Annotated in this window: 16 protein-coding genes; 7 read left to right on the top strand and 9 right to left on the bottom strand. The window is 61.1% G+C overall.

Features of this window, described 5'->3' with window-relative positions:
* Window positions 1–17 precede the first annotated feature (17 nt).
* From wecB to AC0L58_RS00865, 5 genes are all read left to right on the top strand, one after another.
* Window positions 18–1,187, top strand: coding sequence for a non-hydrolyzing UDP-N-acetylglucosamine 2-epimerase (gene wecB / locus AC0L58_RS00885; RefSeq protein ID WP_473685755.1), 1,170 nt, complete (start codon window positions 18–20; stop codon window positions 1,185–1,187).
* 65 nt (window positions 1,188–1,252) lie between these two features.
* Entirely contained in the window at window positions 1,253–3,334 is a 2,082-nt protein-coding gene (gene prsK / locus AC0L58_RS00880; protein WP_473685753.1) for an XrtA/PEP-CTERM system histidine kinase PrsK, read from the top strand.
* The gene (gene prsR, locus AC0L58_RS00875) at window positions 3,331–4,695 is read left to right on the top strand and encodes a PEP-CTERM-box response regulator transcription factor (protein ID WP_473685751.1); all 1,365 of its coding nucleotides are present in this window, start codon (window positions 3,331–3,333) and stop codon (window positions 4,693–4,695) included. The genes prsK and prsR overlap by 4 nt, the downstream gene beginning before the upstream one ends.
* 40 nt (window positions 4,696–4,735) lie before the next feature.
* Window positions 4,736–7,570, top strand: a complete 2,835-nt coding sequence (gene prsT, locus AC0L58_RS00870; RefSeq protein ID WP_473685749.1) for an XrtA/PEP-CTERM system TPR-repeat protein PrsT — start codon at window positions 4,736–4,738, stop codon at window positions 7,568–7,570.
* Between the two features lie 393 nt (window positions 7,571–7,963).
* The gene (locus AC0L58_RS00865; RefSeq protein WP_473685747.1) at window positions 7,964–10,711 is read left to right on the top strand and encodes a hypothetical protein; all 2,748 of its coding nucleotides are present in this window, start codon (window positions 7,964–7,966) and stop codon (window positions 10,709–10,711) included.
* A 5-nt stretch (window positions 10,712–10,716) separates the two neighbouring features.
* Here AC0L58_RS00865 and AC0L58_RS00860 read toward each other — a convergent pair whose 3' ends face one another.
* Window positions 10,717–10,920: a hypothetical protein gene (locus tag AC0L58_RS00860; RefSeq protein WP_473685745.1), complete on the bottom strand. Its 204-nt coding sequence runs from the start codon at window positions 10,918–10,920 to the stop codon at window positions 10,717–10,719.
* Window positions 10,917–11,606, bottom strand: a complete 690-nt coding sequence (locus AC0L58_RS00855) for a phosphatidylserine decarboxylase (protein ID WP_473685743.1) — start codon at window positions 11,604–11,606, stop codon at window positions 10,917–10,919. Before AC0L58_RS00855 ends, AC0L58_RS00860 begins: the two co-directional genes overlap by 4 nt.
* Before the next feature lie 283 nt (window positions 11,607–11,889).
* Here AC0L58_RS00855 and AC0L58_RS00850 point away from each other — a divergent pair, with 283 nt between their 5' ends.
* A complete protein-coding gene (locus tag AC0L58_RS00850; RefSeq protein ID WP_473685741.1) occupies window positions 11,890–14,145 on the top strand; it encodes a hypothetical protein in 2,256 nt (751 codons plus the stop codon).
* 45 nt (window positions 14,146–14,190) lie between these two features.
* Here AC0L58_RS00850 and AC0L58_RS00845 read toward each other — a convergent pair whose 3' ends face one another.
* Window positions 14,191–14,913, bottom strand: coding sequence for an FkbM family methyltransferase (locus tag AC0L58_RS00845; RefSeq protein WP_473685739.1), 723 nt, complete (start codon window positions 14,911–14,913; stop codon window positions 14,191–14,193).
* Between the two features lie 277 nt (window positions 14,914–15,190).
* Between AC0L58_RS00845 and AC0L58_RS00840 the strand changes: the two genes are divergently transcribed.
* The gene (locus AC0L58_RS00840) at window positions 15,191–17,245 is read left to right on the top strand and encodes an acyltransferase family protein (protein WP_473685737.1); all 2,055 of its coding nucleotides are present in this window, start codon (window positions 15,191–15,193) and stop codon (window positions 17,243–17,245) included.
* A 125-nt stretch (window positions 17,246–17,370) separates the two neighbouring features.
* Here the strand turns inward: AC0L58_RS00840 and AC0L58_RS00835 are convergent, their stop codons facing one another.
* From AC0L58_RS00835 to AC0L58_RS00810, 6 genes are all read right to left on the bottom strand, one after another.
* Window positions 17,371–19,113, bottom strand: coding sequence for an asparagine synthase (locus AC0L58_RS00835; protein WP_473685735.1), 1,743 nt, complete (start codon window positions 19,111–19,113; stop codon window positions 17,371–17,373).
* A gap of 106 nt (window positions 19,114–19,219) precedes the next feature.
* Window positions 19,220–20,194: a phosphotransferase family protein gene (locus AC0L58_RS00830; RefSeq protein WP_473685733.1), complete on the bottom strand. Its 975-nt coding sequence runs from the start codon at window positions 20,192–20,194 to the stop codon at window positions 19,220–19,222.
* Between the two features lie 3 nt (window positions 20,195–20,197).
* Window positions 20,198–21,682, bottom strand: coding sequence for a lipopolysaccharide biosynthesis protein (locus tag AC0L58_RS00825; RefSeq protein WP_473685731.1), 1,485 nt, complete (start codon window positions 21,680–21,682; stop codon window positions 20,198–20,200).
* Window positions 21,679–22,380, bottom strand: coding sequence for a class I SAM-dependent methyltransferase (locus AC0L58_RS00820; RefSeq protein WP_473685729.1), 702 nt, complete (start codon window positions 22,378–22,380; stop codon window positions 21,679–21,681). The genes AC0L58_RS00825 and AC0L58_RS00820 overlap by 4 nt, the downstream gene beginning before the upstream one ends.
* Before the next feature lie 99 nt (window positions 22,381–22,479).
* Window positions 22,480–23,715 (bottom strand): glycosyltransferase family protein, encoded by a 1,236-nt coding sequence (locus AC0L58_RS00815; protein ID WP_473685727.1) that lies wholly within the window; start codon window positions 23,713–23,715, stop codon window positions 22,480–22,482.
* Window positions 23,708–25,042 carry a putative O-glycosylation ligase, exosortase A system-associated gene (locus AC0L58_RS00810; protein WP_473685725.1) on the bottom strand — a complete coding sequence of 445 codons (1,335 nt, stop codon included), beginning with the start codon at window positions 25,040–25,042 and terminating at the stop codon, window positions 23,708–23,710. The genes AC0L58_RS00815 and AC0L58_RS00810 overlap by 8 nt, the downstream gene beginning before the upstream one ends.
* Window positions 25,043–25,044: the final 2 nt, after the last annotated feature.

Here is a 25,044-nt window from a genome sequence, read left to right as displayed (position 1 = left end):
TCGGGGAGTTACCTGCGATGCAGCGGCTCAGGATTGATTTGATCGCGGCCGCCCGGCCGAACTTCATGAAGGTCGCGCCGCTGTTCCATGCGTTGAGCGACCAACCATGGTGCCGCCTGCGTCTGGTGCACACGGGCCAGCACTACGACAAGAACATGTCGGACGCCTTCTTCAGCGACCTCGGGCTGCCATCGCCAGATCTGCATCTTGGCGTGGGCAGCGGCAGCCATGCCGAACAGACCGCCAACGTGATGATCGCCTATGAACGCGCCTGCGAAGCGGATCGACCGGACCTGCTCGTGGTGGTCGGGGACGTCAATTCGACCGTGGCGTGCGCCCTGGTCGGCACGAAGCTGCATGTTCCGGTCGCGCATCTGGAGGCCGGTTTGCGCAGTGGCGACCGCCGCATGCCCGAGGAGATCAATCGCCTGGTGACCGACGCCATCGCGGACATCCTGTGGACGCCGTCGCCGGATGCCGACGAGAATCTCGCGGCCGAAGGCGTTCCGGCCGACAAGATCACCCGCGTCGGCAACATCATGATCGACTCCTACGAACTGATGCGCGACCGCATCGAGGCCAGCGGGGAACGGCGCAAGCTTGGACTGGACGACCACGGCTACGGGGTGGTCACCTTGCACCGTCCGTCCAACGTGGATATCGCGGAACCACTCACGGAGCTGGTGGCGCAACTGACCGCCATCGCCGCCACGCTGCCGCTGGTGTTTCCGGTCCACCCGCGCACGCGCAAGAATCTGGAATCCTTCGGTCTGTGGGAGACTCTCGCCAACGCACCCGGCCTGCAAGTGGTCGACCCGCTGGGCTACGTCGACTTCATGAACCTGGTGTGCGGCGCAACACTGGCAATCACGGATTCGGGCGGCATCCAGGAGGAGACCACCTACCTCGGCATTCCCTGCCTGACGTTGCGCACGACCACCGAGCGGCCGATCACCATCACCCAGGGCAGCAATCGATTGGTGACTGCCGGCGAACTGGCGCCCGCCGTGGCCGAAATCCTTGGCGGCAACTGGGCACATGGACGCAAACCCGAACTCTGGGACGGCCATACCGCGGCGCGCGTCGCAGCCGACATCCGCCACCGCCTGCAGGGCGTGCCATCCACGGTCGGCGACGGCACGGCAGCAACCGGACGCTCCGGCCAGCACGCGCTCGACAATGCGTGAATCCTGAAACGCGCTAGTCGAGATGAGCGCCGACCATTGCGTCGTGCGCGGGGGACGTTCCGACCATGCATGACATTGTCATATCCAGCTACCTGATCGCCGCTGCCGCCTTCCTCGTGGGCACGGCACTGTTGGCCGTGAGTTGGCGCGGTCAGCGTACCGGCGCCCTGCTGCTGCTGGCCACGGCGACTTCGGTCGCATGGGGCGCGTTTCTGGCGTACGCCGAATGGCAGGGCACCCTGTCGGTCAACTGGGTATTGCTGGCCGAGGTTCTGCGCTACGGCGCATGGCTGATCTTCGTGAGCGCCCTGTTCGGTGCATGGCCGATGTCCGGCCTCCTTCGCGGCTTGCGGGCGGTGGCGCACGTTTTCTGGATCGCGCTCGCGCTTTATTGCCTGTGGCCGGCAACCGGGCTGGCTTCATCGTCTTCGCTGGCGTTCAGCATCAATCCGCTGCTGATTGGCGTGCTGATTCTGGCCCTCGTCGGCGTAATGTTTCTCGAACAGATTTACCGCAACGTCGAGGCGGAACAGCGCTGGGCACTGAAATTCCTGGTGATCGCGCTTGGCCTGTTGTTCGCCTACGACATCTTTCTGTATTCCTACGCGGTGCTGTACCGGCAGTTCAATCTCAGCGCATGGGCGGCGCGCGGCTTCATCAACGCGTTGCTGGTGCCGCTGTTGCTGGTTGCCGCGGTGCGCAACCCGGAGTGGTCACTGCGGGTCGGGATTTCGCGTCGTGCGGTGTTCTATTCCACGAGCCTGATGGCCGTTGCGTTCTACATCCTCGCCACGGCGATCGGCGGCTACTACGTGCGCCTGTACGGCGGCAGTTGGGGTCGGGTCGCTGAAATCACGTTCGTCTGCTTCGCGCTGCTGGGCGCAGTGTCAATCGGATTCTCCGGCCAGGCACGTTCACACCTGAGGGTGTTCCTGCACAAGAACTTCTTCAGTTTTCGCCATGATTACCGCGAGGAATGGCTGCGCCTGACCGCCACCTTGTCGACCGGGGAGACGGAGCTGCCGCTGCGCGCGCTGCGCGCCATGGCGCAAACCATGGACAGCCCGGCTGGCGCATTGTTCATGCGCGGCGATAGCGGTGACTTCCTGCTGGAAGCACGCCTGAACATGCCCGCGCCGCCCGGACTCAGGTTCCCGGCAGACGCGCCTGCATTGAAGTTCATGCGTGAACGCCGCTGGATTTACGATCTGGATCAACCGGCGCCACTGGGCGATGAACGGTTGCGGGCACCGTCGGAACTGAGCGAACTGCCTCACGCGTGGCTGATCGTGCCGCTGATGCTGGAAGACCGGCTCATCGGCTTTACGGTGCTGGCACGTGCACGCGCGCGACGCGCGTTCGACTGGGAGGACATCGACTTGCTGCGGGCCGCCGGCAGCCAGGTTGCCAGCACACTCGCGCAGGCGGTCGACGCGCAGCGCCTGGCCGAGGCGCGCCAGTTCGAGGGTTTCAACCAGCTCACCGCCTTCCTGATGCACGACCTCAAGAATGTCGCGGGCCAACAATCGTTGCTGCTGCAAAACGCCGAGCGTCACAAGCACAACCCGGCGTTCGTGGACGACATGCTCAAGACCGTGGCCAATTCGGTGCAGCGCATCTCCCTGCTGCTCGAACAGTTGCGCGGTGACGCCGCGCCCCGCCGACGCGGTCGCGTGCAGTTGGCGGGGGTCATCGACAGGACACTTGGCGAGTGCCGCGCGCAGTCGCCGCAACCAAAATACCTGGCGGCAACGGAGGAGCTATGGGTGCGCGCAGACGCCGAACAGCTTGCCACCGTACTGGGGCACGTCGTCCGCAACGCCCAGGACGCGGCGCAGGCCGAGGGCCATGTTACGCTGCGGGTGAATCGCGCGGCGGGCGAAGCCGTGATCGAGATCGAGGACGACGGTGCGGGAATGGACGAGGAATTCATCCGTGACCGGCTGTTCAAGCCGTTTTTCACCACCAAGGCAAGCAAGGGAATGGGCATCGGCGCTTACCAGGCCCGCGAGTATGTGCGATCGCTGGGCGGAACCATGAACGTACGCAGCACGCCGGGCCAAGGCACGCTGTTCGTCATCCGCCTCCCGTTGGCCGACCCGGCCGGCGATGCATCTGCGACAAGCCAACAGAGGGGAGCATCATGAGCGAGAGGCCGCGCTGCCTTTTGATCGTCGAGGACGATGCCGGCATGCAGAGCCAGCTGCGCTGGAGCTTCGAGGACTACGACGTGATCGTGGCCGGCGACCGCCCTGCAGCGCTTGAACTGATGCGCACTCACGAACCCGCCGTGGTACTGCAGGATCTCGGCCTGCCGCCGGACCCGGCAGGCACCAGCGAGGGCTTCGCCTCGATCACCGATATCCTGCAGCTGGCGCCCGACACCAAGGTCATCGTGGTCACCGGCAACGGCGACCGCGACAACGCGGTGAAGTCGATCGGATGCGGCGCCTACGATTTCTGCTCCAAGCCGCTGGACCTGGAAATTCTGCGCATGATCGTGGATCGCGCCTTCCGCGTTCACGAACTCGAAGCGGAAAACCGCAAGCTCAAGAGCCAGTCGCCGTCGAAACTGGACGGCATCATCGGCAACAGTGAGGTGATGCGCGACGCCTGCCGGCTGGTGGAGAAGGTGAGCCCTTCCAACGCCACTGTGCTGCTGCTCGGCGAGACCGGCACCGGCAAGGAGTTGTTTGCGCGCGCCGTGCACCGGTTGAGCACGCGCCGGGACGGGCCCTTCGTGGCGATCAACTGCGCAGCGATCCCCGAACCGCTGCTGGAAGCCGAGTTGTTCGGCTACGAGAAGGGTGCCTACACCGGTGCGCACAAGCAGACCAAGGGCAAGATCGAGTTGGCGGGCGACGGCACCCTGCTGCTCGACGAGATCGGCGACATGCCGGTCGCGCTGCAAGCCAAGCTGCTGCGTTTTTTCCAGGAGCGGGTGATCGAGCGAATCGGAGGGCGCGAGCTGATCCCGGTCGACGTACGCGTCGTCTGCGCCACGCATCAGGACCTGCGAAGCCTGATCAGCGCGGGCCGCTTCCGCGAGGACCTCTTCTACCGCGTCAGCGAGGTGAGCATCGTGCTTCCGCCGCTGCGCGACCGGACCGGCGACGCGGCGTTGCTGGCGCGGCACTTTCTCGAACAGGCGGCCAGCCGCCACGGGCGGAAGGTCAACGGCTTTACGGCCAAAGCACTCAAGGCGATCGAAGCCTATCCATGGCGCGGCAACGTGCGCGAGCTGGAAAATGCGATCAACAGCGCCGTGATCATGGCAGATCGCAAGCAGATCGGGATCGAGGATCTGCATCTGGGCGCGACCGGCGGCGGGGATGCGCTGAGCTTGCACGAGGTACGGGCCGCGGCCGAGAAGCGCGCCATCGAAAGGGCCATGACGCAGGCGGGCGGCAACCTCACGCGGGTGGCCAGCCTGCTCGGCATCAGCCGACCGACACTCTATGATCTACTCGACAAGTATGATTTGAAAAAAACCACCGAAGCAGACTGACCCTGCGCTCGGCGCGGCCGTAACTCCAGGGGGTAAAGACATGCGCGTGACCAAGCTGAACGTTCGGGCCATCCGCCAGGGTTTGGCCCTTGTTTGCATCACATTCCTGTTGGGCAGCTGTGGCCTGGGGAAAAGTCATGGCGACCTGAACACGGGGGCCAAGTACCAGGCCAGCGGCCAGTACCGCGCGGCCTACATCGAGGCCAAGAAGGTCCTCCAGCGCGACAGCAAGAACGGCGAGGCATGGCTGCTTCTCGGGCAGGCATCGCTGATGCTGGGGAATACAAATGATGCCTTGAGCGAACTGGAAAAGGCGAAGGCGAACGGGGTGCCGGCGGCAAGCTGGGCGGTGCCGATGGGACGCACGTTGTTGGCAACGCAAAAATACGACGAAGTCCTCAAGACCCTGCCTGCCAATCAGTCGTTCGAACCCGAAACCCAGGCGCGGGTGGACGCGCTCCGGGGCGACGCATATCGCGCCCTCAAGCAAAATGATCAGGCGGAAAAATCGTACAAGAGTGCGCTGGCCCTGAACCCGAAGGATCCGCAAGCGCTGGTCGGGCTCGGCAAACTGGCCGCGATCGACCAGGATCAGGCAGCGGCGGCAAAATACCTGCAGCAGGCGTTGTTCGCTTCGCCGGAGAATCCGCAAGCATGGATCGCCAAGGGCGATCTGGCGTTCAGCAAGGGAGACCTTGCCGACGCCGAAGCCGACTACCAGAAAGTGCTGGGCTTCCAGGACGCCGACTGGCTGCCGCAGGAGCGGTTTTACGCGCTTTCACGGCTGGCCAATGCCGAGGCTCGACAAAACCACCTGGACAAGGCCCTGGCCAGCATCCAGGAGCTGGAAAAGATGGCGCCGCAGCACCCGTATCCGCACTATCTGCGTGCCGTCGTGCTGTACAGGCAAGGGCATCTGGACGATGCACTTTCCGAATTGCAGCAAGTGCTCAAGGCGGCACCTGACAATGCCGAGGCACAGATGCTCATGGGCGCGGTCAGCTACGCGCAGGGCAACTACGGCCAGGCGGAAATGTACCTCAGCAATGTCATGGGCGCAGACCGGCAGAATGTCGAAGCGCGCAAGATGCTTGCGCTGACCTACTATCGCGAGGGGCGCTCGCGCCAGGCGCTGGACATGCTCCGTCCGGTCGCGCCGGGCAAGCCAACCGATACCGAGCTGATGGCGCTGCTGCAGCGGGCTGCCTCCAAGAGCACCAGCGCGGCGGCGGCTTCGACGGGCGGCGCGGAAGGAGCAATGCTGGTAGGTCACGTCCCGGCGAAGAGCGGGGCATCCGATCCGCAATTCGAGCCGGCCAGCAAGGCGCTCGACAACGGCAATGTGTCCGAAGCGATTCGCCTGCTACGACAGATTCCAGAGGGTAATGCCACCACTGAAGCGCGACGCGCCACGCTGCTGGCCATGGCCTATGTGCGTGCCAAGCGCCCGGATGACGCAGTCAAAACGGCTGCCGCGCATGCCGACAAGAATCCCGGCGACAGCGCCGCGCACCTGTTGTATGGAACGGCGCTGGTCGCCGCCGGCAAGCGCCCCGAGGCGCGTGCCCAGTACTCGCAGGCGCTCAAGCTGGATCCGAAGAACGTTCAGGCACTGTTGAACCTCGGTAGCCTGGATTTGCTCGAGGGCCACTACAAGGACGCCGCCGACCGCTATGAAGCGGTTCTCAAGCAGGATCCGCGGAATGTCGCCGCCATGACAGCGCTCGGCAGGCTTGCGACGACCCAGAAGGACAAGGCCAATGCCGTCAAGTGGCTCAAACGCGCCATTGCCACCGAACCGAAGGCTGCCGCGGCGTACGCAGGCCTGGTCATGCTGTACAGCGAAGGGGGGCAATTCGATGAAGCCGCGAGCGTTGCCAGGCAGTTTGCCGACGCCGATCCCGACAATCCCGCGGCGCTCAACGCGCTTGGTGTGGCTGAATTGAATGCCGGTCATCACGAGAAAGCTCTCAGTCCCCTGAAGAAAGCCGTGAGCCTCGCGCCGCAGGTGCCGTTGTTCCGCACCAACCTGGCGCGCGCGCAGATTCTGGACAAGGACACCTCCGCCGCCGCGGAAAATCTGGACAAGGTCATCAAGGCGGATCCTGAGCAGGTCACGGCGGTGACGCTGCGATCGTTCATGAAACTGCAGAATCATGACCTGCCAGGCGCCGTTGCGCTGGCGAAATCGCTGCAGACGCGAGCCGCCACGAAGGTCGCAGGCTTCGCTCTCGAAGGCGACCTGTACATGACCGACAAGGCCTGGAGCAAGGCCGCAAACGCCTACCAGCAAGGGTTGAAAATCAGCTACGAGCGGCCGCTGGTGATCAAGAATTTCCAGGCCCTCAGTCAGACCGACGCCAAGGAACCGGAAGCCGCCCTGCGCGACTGGCTCGCCAAACACTCGGACGATACGGCGGCACGCTTGCTGTTGGCGCAGTACTACCTTGACCACGAGCAAAAGACGCTGGCTACCAGCCAGTACGAGCTGGTGTTGAAGGCATACCCGGAGAACGTCGTCGCGCTCAACAACCTCGCCTGGCTTTATGCCGAACAGGGCAACCCCAAGGGTCTCGACCTGGCCAAACGCGCCTACACACTCGCTCCCGAGTCGCCCGGCGTGGCGGACACCTACGGTTGGGCGCTGATCGGCGCTGACCAGCCCAAGACCGCCTTTCCGATCCTGGTGAAGGCTGCCAAGGCAGCGCCGAATGTGGCGGCCATCCAGTACCACCTGGCCGTAGCCCAGGCGCGGACTGGCGACAAAGCCGGCGCCCGCGCAACGCTGGATGCGCTGCTAAAAACAGGCGCCGTCTTTCAAGACAAGCAAGCAGCGGAAAAGCTGCATCAGGAATTGGGCAAGAGCGGGAAATAGATTGCGCGCCTGCAAGCGACGCTCGATTGCGTACCCTGACGAAGGCCGACGGGCAATGCCCGTCGGCCTTTCTTCTGCGTGGCCGACCCGAATACGGCAATGAACACCATGCGCTTTCGCCAACTACGCCACGTGGACGGTTCGCCGTCGACAGGGCCCGCCACTGCCCAGCGCGTGACTGGCTTCACAGCCCCCGTAAATCGCAGCGTATACGCTATCTTCACGGCTACAGGAGGTGGAAACGGTGCCAGCGCCTTTCCAACACGATGCCGAAGGAACCGAACGACGCCTGCCACCCATCGCACGTCCCGAAGGGGTGGTACCCGCGCAACCGGACATCACATCGGGTGAATTTTCCCGGTCATTCATTCGATGCGCGCAAGAGAAACCGCCATGAACAATCACTGTCAACCACGGCTGTCCTGCCGGAAAGATCACTTTCTTCAGGCGATCTGCAAGCTGGCGAGCACAGCCGTTGGCTGCGCGTTGCTCCTGGCGGCAACGCACGCGCACGCCGCAGCAGTCACGGATACCATCGTCAGTCAGTCCACGCAAACACAAGTCAATGTACCGGTGACTTTCGGCCAAGTCTTCAAGAATGGCGACGTTCCCCGGAATGCGACGGTTACGGCCACACTCAATGGCAAGCCCGTGACCCTGCAGGTGGATGCCAAGGCGACCAATCCTGACGGCAGTCTGCGGCATGCCGTATTGACCATGATGGTCCCTTCGCTGGCCGGCAGCAGCCAGATCCCGCTCGTGCTGACCGCAGAACCAGCACCGCCTGAAACAGACACGCCCATCACGACCTCGCGACTGCTCGCGACGTCCTACGATGCCTGGATCTCACTCGATATTGCCGGCAAGACCTATAAAGCCAACGCGCGCGCGTTGTTGCAGGCGGCAGACCGTTCCGGCGCGTGCGCGCCGTGGGGCAAGCAGTGCAACCTTTGGCTGTCGGGCCCCCTGGCCAGCGAGTGGGTCGTCAATGGTCCGCTGACCGCACCCGATGGTACGACCGACCCGAATCTTCGGGTGTATTTCGCGGTGCGTGCCTATGCGGGCACCACGCCCGGCTCGGTAGCTCATGTGCGCACCGATGTCATTGTGGAAAACACCTCGGCCTTCGCGCCGCAGGCACAACCGCAATACACGGCGACCCTGACCTCGGGCACCGCCACCTACACCAGTCCCGCGCTCACCCAATACGCCTACACCCGCTGGCACAAGGTGTTGTGGTGGAATGACGCCGAGCCCAAGGTCTACCTGCAGCAGGACACGCAATACATCCAGACCAGCAAGGCCGTGTCGCGCTACATGTCGCTGACACCCGACGAGTCGTTCCTGGCCAGCCTGCGCCAGGCCTGCGCGCCACTGGACCATTGCGACCAGACCCAGAAGATGCACATGACCGGTGCCCAGCCGGCGATTGGCCCGCTACCTCGCTGGACCAGCGTGTACATCATCGATCCGGATGTGAGGGCCTACCACTGGATGTTGGCCAACACCGATGCGCTGGGGGCGTATGACATCCACTATCGGGATGCAGCGACGGGCTGGCCGGTCAGCATTCAAGACCATCCCAACATAACCACGGCGGCATGGGTTTATGCCAATGGCGTTGCACAGCAGAAAATGACAGGCTCTGCAGCCAACCAGGCCAAGATCGCTGCCTACCGACGTGACTTGTTGCCGAATTGCGTGAACAACGCCGTCGTGTCGGGATGTTCGTCGGCCTGGTATGGCACAGGAAGCCCGACCCTGTGGGATAACGCGCATCAACCGGCACAATCCTATGTGCCGTACATGGTGACGGGTTCGTACTATTACATGTCGGAGCTGGCGTTTTCGGCATCGCGCAACCAGATTGCGCCGAATCCCGTATACCGTGGCTACTCGCAGGGATTGATCGACGAAAGCTACAGCCAGGTGCGCGGCAAAGCCTGGGTTCTGCGCGAGATGGCCGACGCAGCATGGTTGCTGCCTGATGCCTATCCCCTGAAGGCCGAGTTCAACGCGAGCGTCAACAATTCGCTGGCGGACTGGAGTCAGAAATACACGAACAACCCGAACGCCAATCCGCTGGGCCTGGTGGATAGCGGCCACAGCTACGGCATGAACGGCGGCAGCAAGAATGCGATGGCGCCGTGGATGCACAATTTTTTCACCTGGTCGGCGGGGCATGCAGCCGAACTGGGCTTTGCCGGTGCCGCAGAGCTGCGTGACTGGCTGGCCAGGTTCGAGATTGGGTTGATGACCGACTGGCAAACCAACCCAAACAACGGATATTGCTGGTTGGAGGCTTCGGCCTACACGCTGGTGGTTACCGAACCCACGGGGAATACGTACCTGCCATCGTACGGCGCCATGTACGCGGCTACGTTCCCGACTTTGGCCGGACTTGCCTGCAATTCTCCGGCGATGGTGACTGCCATGGGCGAGCTGGAAAAGCAGCCGTGGCAAGCCGGCAAAATGCATGGATATCCGCACTCGGCAACAGGATACCCGGCCAATCTCCAGATTGGTCTGGCTGCCGCCGCCGACAGTACCTTGGCCAACGCACACCAGGCATGGAGTCTTTTTGAATCGCGCAGCGTGAAACCCCAGGGGACGACCGCCTACAACAACTATCCCAATTTCGCCGTGATACCACGCTCGGTGCCGTATACGCCCGATCCATCCCCGCCGTCCAAGCCCACATCGAAACCACCGCCGCCCGCAACTCCTCCCGTGTCGCCGGCGAAAAACTGGCGGCGCCCTGGTTCGGAAGAGCAAAGCAGCTTGAACGTTCTGGATGGCGTATTTTCGTACACCGAGGTACTGCCGATCCGCCTGCCATACGCACTTGTCGTGGCCATCCAGTCATTCGGGTCTCACATAAGGGCCAGTTCGCAGGCCGCGCCCGAACCGACCATCCCTGTCCAACATGCAGCGGCAGGTCAACCGACACCGCCCGCAAGCGGCCTGTCCGCCGGTGAGGGCGCTCGCGTCGCGGACTGCCACAATTGCGTGATCGTGATACCGCACACCGCCACACGGCTGGACGCGGCAGCGGAGTGTGCGAGAAACGAACCAGTCCTTGGCCGGGGAATTTCACGGATTGCCGACAGGAAGTGCAGGGAGATTCAACGCCGGCGCTGACCAGGCTACCGATTGCAAAGATAGAACCCCAGAAGAATCAGCCCCGCCCCGACAATCCAGCCAATCGACATCGCAACGGCAAGTTTGCCGATCCGGACGTTTCTCAATCGCCAAACCAGATCAGAGAAGAGCCCCCACAGCGCCGTGAACACGACGAGCGCAAAAACGCCCCAACCCAGATGACCGGAGGCCCAGAAGAATTCGTTCATGACGCAACCAGGGTTTCGGCAACAGCGGTTTCACCCGCCCAGACACGGTCGCCCGTGCGCACCAACAACTTTGCGGCAGCGGGCATTTCCAGCACCACCGTGCTGCCCAACAGGATCCTGCCAATCCTCTGACCGCGCTCGATCTTCTCTCCCGCGCGGACCCACGTTTCAATGCGGCGCGCCGCGATACTGGTAATCAGGCGCACCGCAACCTGCCCGGTCTGCGTCGCAATCACGACGCGCTTTTGCACCGGACAGGACTTCTCCCGCAGAAACGCAAACTCCCGCCCTTCCCCGTCCATGAAGTCGTCGCCATGCGACCCCACGCTGAGCACGCTTCCTGCCAGCGGACTTCGTTGTACATGCATGTCCCAGAAACTTAGCGCGATCACCAGATAGCGCACGTCATCGCGCACGTCCGCGCTGGTCACCAGACCATCGGCCGGCGCAAGCATGCTGTCGCCGGGAGGGGCTACCCGCTCCGGGTCGCTGTAAAAATGGCGCAGAAACGCGCGCTGAAACTCCCCCCGCCGCAACCACATTCGGATCTGTGACTCCGGCCACCGCTTGCGCGGCGCAAGCCATCGCCGAATCAGAGGCGAGGGATACGGAAAATAAACTGCCCAAAGCACGATGGCCCCGGCCAGCAGACACAAGATCACGATTTGCAGAACGAGCACCATCATTTCACTTGTGGTTCCAAAAGGTGTCGGGTACCGAGCGCAGAAGCACTCCCCTGCGAACCTTGCGACGTCGATACGCATGGCTTGTCCGCAGCACGAGCTGCTCCAAGCCGTTCGGCAATCGAGACAGAGTACGGCATAGGGTGGTGAACCCGAAAGTATCCCATCAAACCGCCTGCCCCAAATGCCGAGCACCAGGAACGTACCCCCGTTGCTCGCCCCCTCTTGCATGTGCCGGTACTAACGGAGTTTACTGGCCGGCCTGCGGCACTGATCAGGAGTTTCCATGAAACAGGTCCCGATGAAAGTGTCATGCGGGCTCGCGAGCTGCGTGTTGCTGCTCGCTTCCCTGCAGGCGCAAGCGAAACCCGTAGTGACGGATTACGTGATCAGCCAGACCAGGCAGACGCAAAATAACGTACCAGTCACTTTCGGCCAGGTCTTCAAGGTCGGCGACGTCCCTCGGGGCGCAACTGTTACCGCCACTCTCAACGGTCATCCGGTCGTGCTGCAAGTGGATGGCAAAGCGACCCATCCTGACGGAAGCTTGCGCCACGCTGTTCTGACCACGATGGTTGCATCGTTGCCAGGCAATGCGAAGCTGCCGTTGACCCTTTCTGCGGCCCCCGCGTCAAGCACGGCAGGTCCGAACGAGCCTGTCAGCTTGTCGCAGCTGCTTGCCACCAGTTACAACGCCGAGGTCTCGCTCGATATCGGCGGGGCGGAGTACACCGCGGACGCCCGCTCGCTGCTGCAGGCTGCCAACGCCGCGAATGCGTGCAAGCCGTGGGACCGCAGGTGCAACGTGTGGCTGTCCGGCCCGCAGACCAGCGAGTGGGTCGTGAATGGCCCGGTGACCAAGGCGGATGGCACCTCCAACCCGGACCTGCAGATTTACTTCGCGGTGCGCGCCTACGCGGGTGTCGTGCCCGGCACGGTAGGCGAGGTACGCACTGATGTCATCGTGGAAAACACCTCCGCCTTCGCGCCGCAGGCCCAACCGCAATACACCGCGACATTGACTTCCGGGACCGCGACCTATGCCAGCCCGGCACTCACGCAGTACACAGCCACCCGTTGGCACAAGGTGTTGTGGTGGAATCTGGCCAAGCCTGATGTCTATTTGCAACAGGACACGCAATATATCCAGGCGAGCAAGGCCGTATCCCGCTACATGCAGCTCAAGCCCGACGAGAAATTTCTGGCGGGCTTGCGGCAGTCCTGCGCGCCGCTGGATCATTGCGACCAGACCCAGAAAATGCATATGGCCGGGGCACAGGCAGCGATCGGTCCCCTGCCGCGCTGGACCAGCGTGTACATCATCGATCCGGACGTGCGGGCCTACCACTGGATGCTGGCCAATACCGACGCGCTCGGCGCCTATGACATCCACTACCGGGATGCCGCGACCGGATGGCCTGTCAGTATTCAAGACCATCCCTACATCACCACGGCGGCCTGGGCTGCTGCGAACAGCATTGCGCACCGGCCAGTGACCGGATCTGCCGCCAACCAGGCAAAAATTACCGCCTACCGGCGTGATCTGCTGCCCAATTGTGTGAACAATGCCGTCGTCAACGGATGCAAGCCGGGCTGGTACGGCACGGGGAGCCCCACGCTGTGGGACAACGCGCATCAGCCCTCGCAGGCGTATGTGCCGTACATGGTGACCGGCTCTTACTACTACATGTCCGAGCTGGCCTTCGCCGCGTCGCGCAACCAGCTCGCGCCGAATCCGACCTACCGTGATTTCGACAAGGGACTGATTGACGCGAGTTACAGCCAGGTTCGCGGCAAGGCCTGGGTGCTGCGCGAAATGGCCGATGCAGCCTGGTTGCTGCCCGATCACTACCCGCTGAAAGCCGAGTTCAATGCGAGCGTCAACAACTCGCTGGCGGACTGGAACACCCGGTACACCGACAAGTCCGGCACCAATCCGCTGCAACTGATGGACAGTGGTGCCACCTATCCGGTGAAAGACGCCGCAGGCAAGCCCACCGGCGAAAAAGGCATGGCACCGTGGATGCACGACTTCTTCACCTGGTCGGCAGGGCACGCCGCCGACCTGGGATTTGCCGGGGCCGCACCGCTACGCGACTGGTTGTCCCGGATGAACATCGAAATCATGACCGGGTGGCAATCGGACCCCACCCACGGATTCTGCTGGCTGGAGGCATCCGGCTATATATTTGTGGTGAAGGATGCAAACGGGAACTGGTTGCCTGACTACAAGGCTGTCTACGCCGCGACCTTTCCCAACCTCGTGGGTCTGGAGTGCAACTCGCCAGCCATGGTGGCGGCGATGTCAAAACAGGAAAAGCAGCCATGGAAGGCGGGGCAAATGTCGGGCTATGCCCATTCGCCAACGGGATTCCCCGCCAACCTTCAAATTGGGCTGGCGGCGGCGGCCGACAGTGGTCTACCCAGGGCGCTCGAGGCGTGGAGGATCTTCGAGTCGCGCAGTGTGCGGCCAGAGCCACCACAGTACGGCTACAACAACTACCCCAACTTTGCGGTCCTGCCGCGCTCTACGCCGCCCTGACCCATCGTGTTCGCTTCCGGCCACACCTTGGAGCATGCGCCCGGATCACAGCTCCTTGGCCCGCGCGAATGCGACATCCACGTAGAGGAGGGGGCCACCTCGTGCCTGCTGGGTAAGTACGGGAAAATCAATCAGGCGAAAACCATGGTCCTTCATGAACGTCCCGATCTCGATCAAATCCGGCTCCTCCTCCTGCCTTTTCGAGATCGCGACTTCCATGAGAACGACTTCGGTTTGTTCCAGTACCTTTGCGGCACCTCGCAACACCTCGAGCTCGAAGCCCTCGGTATCGATCTTGACGAAAAACGGGCCCGGCTGCCCGCAATAGGTATCCAGCGGGACAACATGCAACTCGCCGGATTTTTCCGACGCGCCCCATCGTTCTTCCGTGTCTGCGTTCGGCGGCAAGAACGACGATCCCGTAGGACTGCTCAGCAGGCGGTAAATCGGGAGGCGTTGCTCCTTGCTGCCGACGCCTACAAGATGGTATTCGGCGTCAATGCGCTGACAAATCTCCCGCAGGACCGGCTCAAACTCCTTTTGCGGCTCGATCAAGATGAAATGTGCTTGCGGAAACGCGGCATAAAGCCAGGGCGTTCCATTTCCCACCCCGATGTCAAACACGGTCCGCGGACGGACCCCGGATTGCACAAGACGATGGAGAAAGCTCTCGTACCCGGAGGGCGGCGAGCCAACAATTTTCAGCTCATAACCAAAGCGCGCGACCAGTCGCTCCACAGCCGCGCGCGATATCGCTCTGATGCTCATCGATCCACCTGTGACGTCTCGCGAAGTTTCCTTGCTCAGCCCGCCTGGCGCATGGGCGCCACGACTAATTAGACGATGCGATAGCCGGACTCTAGCAGAACCTGCCAGCCCGACGTTGCGATGTTTGACCAACCCATCCCACGTTTTGCGGGCTCATGGGATCGGTCCGGGACAAGCGGCCGCACTTGCTATGTCGTGCCGTACCGCACCCGGGCAACCCTTCTCCTGGAACCTGCAAGGTACACTCCCCCCCTACTGCCCAGGCACGGGTCTGTCGATGGCCACCCGAGACTTCTTCAACATTGTGCAGCCCAAAGGGTTCTATCGGCCCGACATCGACGGCGTACGTGCATTGGCAGTGCTGGCAGTGCTCGTCTACCACTTTTCACCAGCGAATCTCCCGGGTGGCTTCATAGGTGTCGACGTCTTCTTCGTCATCAGCGGCTACCTGATTACGGGAATTCTGGTCAAGGCCATCGAGGACAACGAGTTCCTCACCTTTGGCGGCCTGCTTTCGGACTTCTACCAGCGCCGCATACGCCGGATTTTCCCCTCGCTCATTCTTGTGTTGAGTGTTTGCCTCGTCGTCGGCTGGTTGGTTTTGTTCTCCTCGGAATACGAGCGCCTTGGAAAATACATCGCGGCGGGTGCCGGCTATGTTGAAAACTTTGTCTTGTGGAACGAGGCCGGTTATTTCGATCACGCATCCATCGACAAAACGCTCTTGCATCTGTGGAGTTTGGCAGTCGAAGAGCAGTTCTACATTGCGTGGCCGCTGCTTCTGTGGGTGATCACCCATCGCCGCTGGTCCCTGCTGAGGTCTATTGGCCTGATCGCGGTCGTGACCTTCGTGTTCAATGTGTCGCTTGTCCTGAACGGCCATTCGACACACGCATTCTTTTCGCCGATCCCCCGCACCTGGGAACTGATGGTGGGCGCATGGCTCGCAGTAGCACACCGTCATGGGGTGCCCTGGCTGTCGAGGTGGGGCCCAGCTCAGTCCTGGGGAGGGTTCGCCCTCATCGTTGCAGGACTCGTGCTGATCGGGCCGACCAGTAAATTCCCTGGTTTCTGGGCCTTGCTTCCCGTACTCGGGACGGCGTTGATCGTCAACGCAGGGCCGAATACGTTTTTGAACAGACGCTTGCTGAGTTGGCGGCCTGCGGTATGGGTGGGACTGATCAGCTACCCGCTGTACATGTGGCACTGGGCGCTGCTCTCGCTGGTGGTCATCGTGTTCGGCGACAACGACCCGACATTTCGCCGCGCATCCCGCCTAGTGCTGGCGGTCGTGTCGATCCTGCTGGCGTGGCTTACTTATCGTTACTTCGAGGATCCGGTACGCCGGAGCCGCCGACGCTCCACCTCGGTCGGGCTCACGGCTGCCGTTGCGATTTTGGGTGTGGCGGGCCTGGGTGTTTATGCAGCGTCAGGATTACCCGATCGGCCGCTCAGCTTTGTCTCGGCCAAGGCCGAGCGGTATGTCGATTCCATGAAGCTTGGCTCGCTCGCCACGTCCCAGGACTGCTTCAACCCCCAGACCAGGATGACGTTTCTGCAAAAGCAGGCCCGTGATTCGTACCTGCCAGATGAGTGGTACTGCGAGATGGGCGACACGGGCTCCCACACGGTAGTGCTGGCCTACGGCGACAGCCATGCCAGGGCCATGATCCCGACCCTGGACAAGTACGGCAAGGCTACGAACACAAGGATCGTCTTCTCCTCCATCGGGAGCTGCCTGCCACTGAAAGGCGTCATCGTGCAGACCGACTATTCGGATGCATGCCGAGAATTGGGCGACAAGACAATCCAATTCGCCAGCAAGATGCGACCGAAAGCAGTGGTCCTGATCGAATCGTGGACAAGCTATATGGGTCCGGGCAAGATTCGTGTCCAACAGCACTCTGTTACCGGCGAACCGGCGCTTCGCCTGGCGCTGGCTGAAACGCTTGGCGTGTATCAGAAGCTGGGAGTCCCTGTGGTGCTCATGGAGGACAATCCGCACCAACGCACACCGGTCCCCAAAGCAAGCATACGATTTGCGGTCGATCCATCAGACGACCAACTGAACATCAATGCGGTGACGCGATCTGAGTATGAGCATCGGCAGGCGCAAGCCAATTCCGTACTCGAAGCGGCCGCGGCGCAGTACTCGCTGGCGTCGGTGCTGAAGGTCGCCAATGCACTTTGCAATGCGGATATATGTCCCTGGGCAACGGGGCATGAGTTTCTCTACTACGACTCGGGTCACCTGAGCGCGACGGGATCGCTCAAGGTCTACCCGCTGTTTGCCGCCCACATGAATGCGGTACTGGGCGACCACGGGAAGTGAAAGGGGATGTCCACGCACTTTTGGCTTGATCCTGAAGCAACTGGCGGCGGGCTGCGCGTGCAGCCCATCGAACCACTATCTCAGCCCAGGTGCGAGACCATCACGCAGATCATCCACCTCCGAGCTCAATTGACCGGCGGCTGGAGTAGCCGCCGAAACACGACTTCAATCGCGACCGCGCGCCCCAGGGCCGCAGCATCGTTCAACTGCGCAAGATCGAGTAGCGAATCCATCTGCCATTCGCCCGGCATGAGTTTTCTGTACCGATGCAGCAGCTCTGGATCGACCCTTGCGCGGCCAACGCGCCGCCGCGTCGCATTGATGAGCGGACGCAGCCGCACTGGCCGGGCGCACGTCATCCATTCGGACAGACGTGCCTTCCAATCCGGCCCCACTCCAAAGTTAAACCCGTAAGCGGAGGGCTGAGCGGCAATGTCACCGTCCAGCGCAGCGATCAGGCGGCTCTGCAACGTGCCTGCATTCTTCCAGCTCAACGGCACCCGCAGAGCGAGGCGTACAGACGCCAGATCCACCAGCGGCGTCGCATAGTAGCCGTGGCGCACCGCCACGCTGTTGTTGACACCCATCCAGTAGTGGCAGCGAAACAGGGGATAGAGGAGCTCGACCTGCTCGCGCGTGAGGCGTTTGTCATCAGTCCCGGGCATGCCTGCGATGTCCCCTATGGACGCAACAAGCCGCGCTTCATAACTCGCCAAGCCGTCTGAGTCGCGAAAGACATCTCGACTGAACCCTCGGTAGAAGGTTCTCACGATATCCCTTGCGGTAAAGCTCCGGTCGGGAAGGTGGAAGAAGTTGCGGAAAATCTCGCCACCGCCGCCATTGAGCGCAATGCGTCCGTCGGCGGTCTGCTGCAAACGGGTGCGACGGTCGGCTCCCGGATCGTCAATGCCGTCGCTGGGCAGGCCATCGAAGAACAGCGCGCTCTGTTCCAGCGCGTCCATGTCCGGCACTGGCAGACCACGATTGATTTCCCGTTTGTCGATCGAATCGAGTGACAGGCCCCTCGCCGCAGCCACGGTCCTCGCTATCGCTGCATCTGCGGAACCGGGATCGCCGTATACGAACAGCTGTGGCTTCAGGCCGGCCGCAAGCAGCCCCGCGACGATCAAACGTGAGTCGAATCCACCTGACAAAGCCGTATTGACCCGGCCTGGAAAGGCCGAAGCCACCTCGGTCGAAACCGTGCGCAAATGTCCGGCGATCGCATCTACAGCTTCATCCAACGAGCCGAACTTGGGGGGCATCGAATCAAAATCGCTGGGAAGACGCTGCCACGTACATCGCCGTTTCAAATCCACGGCCCGGCCAAGAGGCAACAACTCGACTCCCCGCGCCACCGAATGCCGCGAATGTGCCGCGCCCAGGAGCACGTATTCAATCGCGGAAGCAGCATCAAGTTCCTCGCACCCCAGATAAGCGCAGGTGGCGAGCCAACTGGTGCTGTAGAACAATCCGTCCACGCTTGCATAGATGCGGACGAATCCCAATGGGTCGTTTAGTAGTAGGCAGTCTTCGGGTGTGCGCAGAAACAACGCGAAGTTGCCTCGCAACTGCGTTTGATCCGGACGCGAGCCCGCCTCGCACTCATCCAGCATTTGGCTCAACGCCGCTTTTCCGAAATACCCGCGGTACCAAAGTGGTCCTATGCAGGCAGCCTCACCCTTGGGCGTTCGCACGTCAGTATTCGCGACGTCTCTTTGACTCGGGAATACCCAGGTTCGTAGCCTGGTACGTTGGCAATCGATGGTTGGTCCTGAGACAAAGCCCTGGCGCTGCATTGAAACCGCCGCCCGATCGACACCCTCCTTGCGGGCGCCGTCGAGGGCAACAAAAAGCGCGTTGAGCATGCTTCGCTCCCCTATCGATCGAACTTGTACCGGCGGGATGCGAAATCGTCTTGTGCCCACGCATCGGAAAGTGCGCCCACGACAAGACTGTGTGGAACAGAGATATTCACGCATTCTCCCAAAGCTGACTTTCCAGCCACTTTATCAGTGGCCAGATCCTCCAGTTTGCGTAAATCGAACTCAAGCCGCCGCGTTGGCGATAACCACCAAGGTGACACAATGCAAAGTAGAGTTGCGCCCAGCGCAACGTTCGTGTCGCGGGGACTGCTTCGCCGTATCCGGCCAGAAGCGCCGCCTCCGCCTGCAAATAACGCATGTTGGCATTTAAGCCTTTCCTGCCAGCTTCAGCGAGCCATAGGTGATTCAGGAACGGCGCAAAGTCATAGACCGCGGCGCCGACCACCTGCCAGTGGATATCCAGTCCGACGCAACGTGCGCCACCATACAGCACATTCTGTGGCTTGAAGTCGCCGTGGATTCGAACAGGTCGCACAGCCAAACCCTCAAGGCTGCGTCCTACGTTGGTGAATAGCTCGTACGCCTTCCACGCTTTTGGTTGTGCGCGTAGAACCTCGCCGTAAGTGAGCGATAGAGCCTCAATTTTTTCTGTCACACCCATCGGCCGGAACGGCCGATCTTTATGGTCTGCATTATGCAACTTGAACAACCACGTTCCTGCCAGCCTGAAGGGTCGCTCAAGCGCACGCGTCTCCGAACGGCGTGCATAGTGTGCGAGGTCCGTGCCCCTGAACCAGTGTGTGACAAGAATTCCACGCCCCGCCACCTCGATGTAGCCCAGCGGTCTGAGGATCCCTACGTTTTCCCCTTCGGGAAAAGCAGATCGTAGGTTGCGCAAGGTGGCGTATTCGTTCTGCAGTTGAAGCCGGTCGTTGTCGCGCTGCCGCGTTCCACCGCCCACCTTCGCGACTATGCGATCGCCGCACTGTCTGCAGCGAATCTGATGAATCACGGAATTTTGTCGAGCCATCGGTCGCGCCGTCACAGCCCAATTGCCGCTCGAATGGCAGCAGGAGCACGACAAATTTGTGTTTAGCGCCGGGATGACGTCAAATTTCTGCATGGCCTATCCGAAGACTATTCGGCTCGTTCGGGGCAGGATTCGTGAACCTGCACGGCGCAGCTCGTTCAACAATGGATGGCGTACCACGCGGACACAAATCAGCCACCCGGCGCACCCGCCTGAAACTGCAATGAGCAATCCGGCAACCATATGTTGCTCCAACAAATTTGGCCAAAATGTCACTGTAGCAGGGACCACGGAGGTCGCTACGGCAACGAGCGCACTCGTACGCAACGCCTTTGTGCACTTGCCAATGGCCAGCGCGTCGAAACGCTGCAGCTCACGATAGTAAAGGGCTGCTGCGACCACGTAGACGACAACCTGAACCGCGGCCACAGCTACGAGACTGTAAAGCGCAGCGCCAATAGTGATGGCTACACGTATAACTTGATATTGAACCTCGATCCGGGTCACCGTGCGGACGTGACCAAGTGCAACCAGGAATGAATTGCACTGATAGGTCAGGACGCCGACCATTGCGGCACCGCACAACCAACGCATCAGAGGCACGGCAGCCTCCCATTGTTCACCGAACAAGATGCGGATTAGGGGAGACGCGAGCAATATCCCGGCGGCGAAGAAGGGCCAGGTTATTCCGGTGAGATACACCAGTGATTTCAAGAACAGATCTGGTGCCGTGCCGCTTTCGCGGTGCTCTCGAGCAAACGCCGGAAACGCAACACTGCCAATGGCACCCAAAACATTGGCGTTGTACATGTTGACGATCCCGTAACCTCGGGAGTACATGCCTGTTGCGGCCAGGCCGAGCATGCGTCCGATAACCAGATTTGCAGACTGATCACCAACCTGCCGTGCAATGTCCGCGATCGTTCGATTGGACCCAAAATGCAGGACGCGCTTCCAGTGCTCCAGACTCAATCCCTTCACCCGGTATTGCCAACCCCAGAGCACACAACCCAGCACCATCACAAGAGCACCAACGACTGACGACCAAGCCATGCTCATGTAACTGAAACCGGAGTACGCCAGTGCCACAGTAGCGCAACTACGCGTGATGCTCTCGCCCAAGCGTATCTTCAAAAGTTTCCCGAACTCGAGCTCGCGCTTCATCAGCGTCTGGCTGATGACTCCAAAGGGCAACAACATGAACACGATGCTGACCACCCGCAGTACCTGGGATACACCGGGGTCGCCGTAGAATCTTCCTGCAGCCCCACTGAACAAAATCAACGCCAATCCGAGCGTCCACGCAATCGCCAGGTTGATCGTAAAAACTGTCCTGATTTTCCGCTCATCAAGGTCCCGCTCCTGGATGAGAAATTCGCTGACCCCAAAGTCGCGCAACATCTGCACGAGCGCCACCAAGCCTGCTGCTACGGAGTAGATGCCGATTTCCCGCGGCGTCAACAGGCGGCTGATTATGACTATCCCGCCAAACGTGAATATCAGACTGACAAAGGTCTGGATAAAGGAGAGCGACAGAGCCTTGCGCAGGCTCTTGCCGGGTTTGCCATTGCTGGTCGTCACAATGCAGAGGTTGCCTGCGCTGTGCTGGGCTGCATCGTTGGCTTGGCAGGCACAGAAATGCGCTCTGCGACGATGTAGACGGCTTCGCTGACCAGCGACAACAGGCGAAAACGGCGCACCTCACGCAATCCCGATTTCTGCAAGAGCTCCTTGATCTCGGCATTGCTCACCGGGTGATTTACCGACGGCTGATGACCCAGCCAGTGCTTCACCTGTCTGCGCAGGCGTTGGTAAGCTGAATCAAGGCTGTGGTTGATAACCACGATGGACCGACTGAGTTTGGCCACTCCTGTCAGGAACTCAATTTGTTGATCAAGCGGAAAGTGCATCAGGACCCGTGCGCAGAGCGCAGCGTCGTACATTGGCTCGGGCGGTCGCGAGGTCTTGACATCAACAACCTCGCACGAAAACTTGTCCGGAAACCCGCGCAGGCGACGCCTCGCCACGTCCAGCATTTCTTGAGAAATATCGATCCCGTGCACGCGGTATCCAGCGACTAGCAACGGCTCGGCGAGCCGGCCAGTCCCGCAGGGTGCGTCGGCGATGATGCTACCTGCCGGCAATGACGCAAAGCATTTCGTTATAGTCCGCTTTTCGAGGTTATTGAAAACCCGCCCCGCGGGGCTTGAAAATCGCTTCCGATCGTATTCGTCAGCTACTGCTTGGCTCTTGTAGTGCTCGTCGGGATTCCAGTTCATCGGCATTCCATGGGATTGTTTAGGGGGCGTATCATCCTGCGGGAAATATCAACGAGGATGAGGTCGCGGACGCAGCTTATTCAACATGTATTTACCGTCTTACATGATCTTGTCCAGCATGGCTGCAAGTGTCGCAGCGCCTTCGCTTCGCGCATAGCTGGCGATGACTTCGGGGCGTGCCGCCGGCATGCAGCCGTCTCGCAAGCCTCGGATAAATCCTGGGAGTTGCGCCGCAATGGCTTCGATATCGTCCATTGAAATGACGGTCCCGCCGCCCGCCTGGTGGAGAACCTCGGCGGTATCTCCGTCCCGATCGACCAGCGCCAGGATGGGGCGTCCAATACGCAGATATTCATACACTTTGGCCGGTATTTGCCGGTTGAAGCGGGATCCCTGAAACAGCAGCAGACCGTCCGCGCGGGCTTGCTCCTCCAACGCCTGTCGGTTGGATACAGGCGGTGCGAGCGTTACGAAACCTTCAATGCCGAGGCGTTTGATTTCTCCAGCATAAATTGCCTCTGAGCCACTGGCCCGCAGCACGATGTGGACATCTGCCGGGCTCAAGACGCCGGCTCTGGCGAGGCGGGCAATCGCCTCGAAAAATGGAAGCGGGCTGCGACCATCGGAATAGAGTATGCCACTGTGGACGAGTACCAGCGGCCGCCCAAGGCGTGGCGCAGGTTCAGGTAAATCTACGAAGGCTTGTTCTTCGTAGCCATTCTCGATCAGCACAAGACGACCCTGCTCTTGCACTTCGGGATAGGCTTTCGCGTAGCCTCGCAAGGCCCCTGATGTTGTCAGCACGATGCGCGCAGCATCGTCAAACACTCGTTTTTCCCAGCGATGTTGGGACGCGAACGAAATCGGGTTGCCTGGCTCTACGGACGTGGACACTGGGTCCCGGAAGTCGCTGATCCATGGCAGGTTGGCGAGTCGACTCAGGGTATACGCAACGCAATGGGCGGTCATGATCGGATAGGTGGACCAGATAGCCTTTACGTTATGACGCCGGATCAGCCGCAAGCCGGCAACAACCGCCGCGGGCCACCAGGATGACCAGCGATCGGGTTGGGCCAGAAAACCCGGGTACTTGCCGCCGATGGCAAAATGACGACTGGCGTCCAGCGCAAAAGCGCGATGCACGGAACAACCTTCCGGGACCACGCCTTCAGCAACAGGGGTCGTACGTGGGTAGGCTAGTGCGCGCGCGGAGAGCAGAACTGGCTTCCAGCCCAATGCCGGAAGATGCCGCGCGAAGCCAAGGGTACGCAAATGCCCACTGCTCATAGCGGCAGGCGGAAAGTGGAATGCGATCATCAGAACAGCTTTATCCATTGGCAAAACCTCGCAAGGAGGCGCTGCGGGCGCCTCTTACACGCGCTCGCGCGTTACCCAATGGGGCAAAACTTTCAGTGTTATGTCCCGCGACTTGCCTTAATACCACTCCTCCAAGAACCGCAGAAAGCGCCATCAACTGGTATGCAAGATCAAAATAAGGCATGGGCAAAAACGCACCGGATGCCATGAACGCCAGCAGGCTCACCTGCAGCATGGATGCAAGATCAAACGCCCAGCTCTGTTCCGGGTCACCTCGTGTTCGCCTGCGTACTTTGACGCAGTTGCGCCAGGTCGCGAACAGCAACCCGAGAAACAGCAGCAGGCCCAGAAATCCTTGTTCGCCCAAGGTACGGAAGTAGATGCTGTGAATGGCCCGTTGGGTCGATCCTTCAGGCGCGTAAGCCAACCACAAAGGCGTGCTTTCATAGACATCAAATCCGCCAGCGGTCAGCGGTCGATGGATGGCCACGTTGGTGGCGAATTTCCAGGACTGGATACGGGTCTCGCCCGAATCCGTCTGCCGTGCATCCTGCAGCGTATTCATGCGCGCGGTCCACTCTGCCGGCATGAACTGAATCGCGGTGACGCCAATGATCGCGGCCGCGACCAGAATGGTGAACTTGTGTCGGCTTTTCACCAGAAGCGCCAGGCCCACAATCGCCAGGCCGATCAGTCCACCACGCGAATAGGTGCCCAACACCCCAACGGCGGTGAGCGCCATGCCGACACCGAGACCGATCCTCACAACTTTCCGGGTGGAGTGGAGTTGCAAGTAGCGCATGAATGGCAAGGTCATGCACAGCGCCAGCGCCAATGCATTGTTGTCGCTGATGAAACTGCCTGGCGGTCCAAGCACGTGGTTGGAACCACCGTGGGTGAGCGTGAACAGGCCTCCCTTGATGCCATAGAACCCCAGCGAAACCACGATCATCCACACCAGCCAATGCATGCGCTCGCGCGTATTGACCATGATCAAGGTGACGAACACCATGATCATGACCTTGGCAAATTCTTGCCACTTGGTCCACGCCGAATCCGGAACGGCAGCGGTCAACGTGGTCAATCCCGTCCACAACAGGAACATCAGCAGCAGCACACTGACCGCCGACCATGGAATCTTCTTGCTTTCCTTGCTGAACATCAGGCTCGCCAGGGTGACGATGGCTATCAGCTGCACCCACGGAAAGCTGACCGCAAAGCCGTAGCACAGGCGGTGCGGGTTCATGTAGCCAAGCCACGACCAGACCAGCAGGCCCACGTAGGGTCGCATCAAGATGTACGGAATCGTTCCGAAGATCAGCAGGGCGAGGGCGATATCGCGCATGG

This window comes from Rhodanobacter sp. G2-10, assembly GCF_055809185.1.
Note: the sequence above shows the minus strand (reverse complement) of the source record. Positions and strands in the feature narration are given on the sequence as shown.

What these genes read in the sequence shown, in the direction of transcription:
- AC0L58_RS00850 (WP_473685741.1), top strand. Translation starts at nt 11,890, where the DNA reads ATGAAACAGGTCCCGATGAAAGTGTCATGCGGGCTCGCGAGCTGCGTG.
- prsK (WP_473685753.1), top strand. Translation starts at nt 1,253, where the DNA reads ATGCATGACATTGTCATATCCAGCTACCTGATCGCCGCTGCCGCCTTC.
- AC0L58_RS00810 (WP_473685725.1), bottom strand. Translation starts at nt 25,042, where the DNA reads ATGCGCGATATCGCCCTCGCCCTGCTGATCTTCGGAACGATTCCGTAC.
- AC0L58_RS00820 (WP_473685729.1), bottom strand. Translation starts at nt 22,380, where the DNA reads ATGAACTGGAATCCCGACGAGCACTACAAGAGCCAAGCAGTAGCTGAC.
- AC0L58_RS00830 (WP_473685733.1), bottom strand. Translation starts at nt 20,194, where the DNA reads ATGCAGAAATTTGACGTCATCCCGGCGCTAAACACAAATTTGTCGTGC.
- AC0L58_RS00860 (WP_473685745.1), bottom strand. Translation starts at nt 10,920, where the DNA reads ATGAACGAATTCTTCTGGGCCTCCGGTCATCTGGGTTGGGGCGTTTTT.
- wecB (WP_473685755.1), top strand. Translation starts at nt 18, where the DNA reads ATGCAGCGGCTCAGGATTGATTTGATCGCGGCCGCCCGGCCGAACTTC.
- AC0L58_RS00815 (WP_473685727.1), bottom strand. Translation starts at nt 23,715, where the DNA reads ATGGATAAAGCTGTTCTGATGATCGCATTCCACTTTCCGCCTGCCGCT.
- AC0L58_RS00840 (WP_473685737.1), top strand. Translation starts at nt 15,191, where the DNA reads ATGGCCACCCGAGACTTCTTCAACATTGTGCAGCCCAAAGGGTTCTAT.
- AC0L58_RS00835 (WP_473685735.1), bottom strand. Translation starts at nt 19,113, where the DNA reads ATGCTCAACGCGCTTTTTGTTGCCCTCGACGGCGCCCGCAAGGAGGGT.
- AC0L58_RS00865 (WP_473685747.1), top strand. Translation starts at nt 7,964, where the DNA reads ATGAACAATCACTGTCAACCACGGCTGTCCTGCCGGAAAGATCACTTT.
- prsT (WP_473685749.1), top strand. Translation starts at nt 4,736, where the DNA reads ATGCGCGTGACCAAGCTGAACGTTCGGGCCATCCGCCAGGGTTTGGCC.
- AC0L58_RS00855 (WP_473685743.1), bottom strand. Translation starts at nt 11,606, where the DNA reads ATGATGGTGCTCGTTCTGCAAATCGTGATCTTGTGTCTGCTGGCCGGG.
- AC0L58_RS00845 (WP_473685739.1), bottom strand. Translation starts at nt 14,913, where the DNA reads ATGAGCATCAGAGCGATATCGCGCGCGGCTGTGGAGCGACTGGTCGCG.
- prsR (WP_473685751.1), top strand. Translation starts at nt 3,331, where the DNA reads ATGAGCGAGAGGCCGCGCTGCCTTTTGATCGTCGAGGACGATGCCGGC.